Genomic DNA, 1789 nt, shown 5'->3' on the forward strand with positions numbered 1-1789 from the left:
TCTGAAATCATTAATCGACCTATTAAAAAGTGGGTCTAAATAAGGAGAGCGGGAATTGCTGGAGGAATACCTTCGGTCTGAAGCCGCCTGATGTCGTTGCCGTCCGTGGTATTCATGGATACCCGCTATGCGATTGCCCTGCTATCGCGCCAAGATCAGTACCATACCCCAGCGACAGCCCTGGCCGGAGCGCTGGCAAAGGCGCGGACCCGACTGGTTACCACCTAGGCGGTGTTCTTGGAACTGGGGGCAGCCTTTTCCAAACCGGTGATCCGCGAAATAGCCGTGCAGTTCATCACCGCGTTTGCTCAAGAGCCACTCTTCGACATCGTTCCCATTACTAACCTGCGTTTCCAACATGCGCTGACCCTGTTCGCCAGCCGGCCTGACAAGGCGTGGAGTTTGGCAGACTGCCTGTCCTTTGTCGTGATGCGAGAGTCGGGTATGACGGCGGCGCTGACCACTGACATGCATTTCGAGCAGGCCGGGTTTGTCGCTTTGCTGCGAACCGTGTCCGGGAGTCACTGAATCCCTTTCCCAGCAGGGGCGGCGGAACACCGGGCGCAACGAGCACTGGAGACGATACCATGCAAACCGTCTTGACCCATCGCATCGAACTTGAGCTTAACAAGATTCAGGAGGCGCTGTTCCGGCAGTGATGACGATTAAACCCATTCGCAACGACGACGACTTGCAGGCAATGTTCTCCCAACTTGAACAGGTCTTCCAAGCACAAGAAGGCACGCCGGAAGCCGACGAAATGGAAGTCCTAGTGACGTTCATCGAAGCCTACGAGAACCGGCATTACCCCATCGGCCCGGCTGATCCCGTGGAAGCCATTGGCAGGCATTGTAAAAAAACGTGCATCTTATTTCCAAAGCCCAGCGCCTGTCGGAGTATCACGCACTGGGCTTGAAAGTGCTTTGGTGATCCTCATCAATGATCCGATGATTACCGTAGCTCTGCTTAAAGATGACTTAAAGATCAAAAGAAAGGAGAGTCAAAATGTTATCGGTTAATCTGGAATGCGAAGTACCCTACAACCGCACAATCACAGTAAAATTACCTAAGGAAGTACAACCCGGTAAACATAAGTTGATTGTGGTCGTCAATGAACAACCTTTGGCAGACATAAAGTCCGAGGAGTCCAACGCCGATGCTCTAAATCAACTGGCGGGAGCCTTGGATCTGACAGAAGAACCGCTCGCGTTCCAACATCGGCTGCGCGAGGAATGGGAATGAAGTTGGTTCTGGATACTAACGTGATTCTTTACCACCTGGCTAACCGACTGGCCGCGCCGCTGCCCCCGGTGATCATTAGCGCTTCGATCATTTCCGAGATGGAGGCGCTGTCTTATCCAACCCTGACTACAATCGAAGAAGCTTCCATTTGCCAGTATATTGCCAGCCTGCAACTCATTGAGTTGACCACGTCTATTAAAGAAGAGGCGATTAGGTTACGTCGGCAACACCGGTTGAAACTACCAGATGCCATCATCGCCGCGACCGCTCAAGAGTTGGATGCAACGCTGTTGACTTGCGATCAGCAGCTATTGAGCTTACCCGTTGTGACCACCCAGGCCCCCGGGTTGCGAAACAGATCGTAGCGCCTGTTCCAGATTATGGCGGGCCTCATTGAAATCGGGTCGTAATGCGACCGCCCAGCGAAAACGGGCAATAGCCTCTTCCCAACGACCCAATTCTGCGTAGACCTTGCCCAAATTATTGCCTCCTGTAAATTTTCCTGTGATCGGAACTGTGGGGCAGGCAGGTAAAATGAACATGCCTA

The 1789-nt window shown here is 52.8% G+C and carries 5 protein-coding genes and 1 pseudogene; 5 read left to right on the forward strand and 1 reads right to left on the reverse strand.

Going from position 1 to position 1789, the window contains the following annotated elements:
• Positions 1 to 90: 90 nt before the first annotated feature.
• The 5 genes and pseudogenes from BN874_RS24560 (at position 91) to BN874_RS11960 (ending at position 1607) form a co-directional block, all read left to right on the forward strand.
• On the forward strand, positions 91 to 228 hold the full coding sequence (locus tag BN874_RS24560) for a hypothetical protein (RefSeq protein ID WP_154724900.1): 138 nt from the start codon (positions 91 to 93) through the stop codon (positions 226 to 228).
• Between the two features lie 9 nt (positions 229 to 237).
• Positions 238 to 528 (forward strand): type II toxin-antitoxin system VapC family toxin, encoded by a 291-nt coding sequence (locus tag BN874_RS11945; protein WP_154724901.1) that lies wholly within the window; start codon positions 238 to 240, stop codon positions 526 to 528.
• 130 nt (positions 529 to 658) lie between these two features.
• Positions 659 to 841: pseudogene (locus BN874_RS11950) on the forward strand (helix-turn-helix domain-containing protein); the annotation flags it as partial.
• A gap of 164 nt (positions 842 to 1005) precedes the next feature.
• Positions 1006 to 1242, forward strand: coding sequence for a hypothetical protein (locus BN874_RS11955; RefSeq protein WP_034433601.1), 237 nt, complete (start codon positions 1006 to 1008; stop codon positions 1240 to 1242).
• A complete protein-coding gene (locus BN874_RS11960) occupies positions 1239 to 1607 on the forward strand; it encodes a type II toxin-antitoxin system VapC family toxin (protein ID WP_230314417.1) in 369 nt (122 codons plus the stop codon). Before BN874_RS11955 ends, BN874_RS11960 begins: the two co-directional genes overlap by 4 nt.
• Here the strand turns inward: BN874_RS11960 and BN874_RS26470 are convergent.
• Positions 1560 to 1784: a tetratricopeptide repeat protein gene (locus BN874_RS26470; RefSeq protein WP_081756348.1), complete on the reverse strand. Its 225-nt coding sequence runs from the start codon at positions 1782 to 1784 to the stop codon at positions 1560 to 1562. The two genes, BN874_RS11960 and BN874_RS26470, sit on opposite strands and share 48 nt — an antisense overlap.
• Positions 1785 to 1789: the final 5 nt, after the last annotated feature.

This window comes from Candidatus Contendobacter odensis Run_B_J11 (assembly GCF_000531125.1).
In the GTDB taxonomy this organism is placed as follows: Bacteria; Pseudomonadota; Gammaproteobacteria; order Competibacterales; family Competibacteraceae; genus Contendibacter; species Contendibacter odensensis.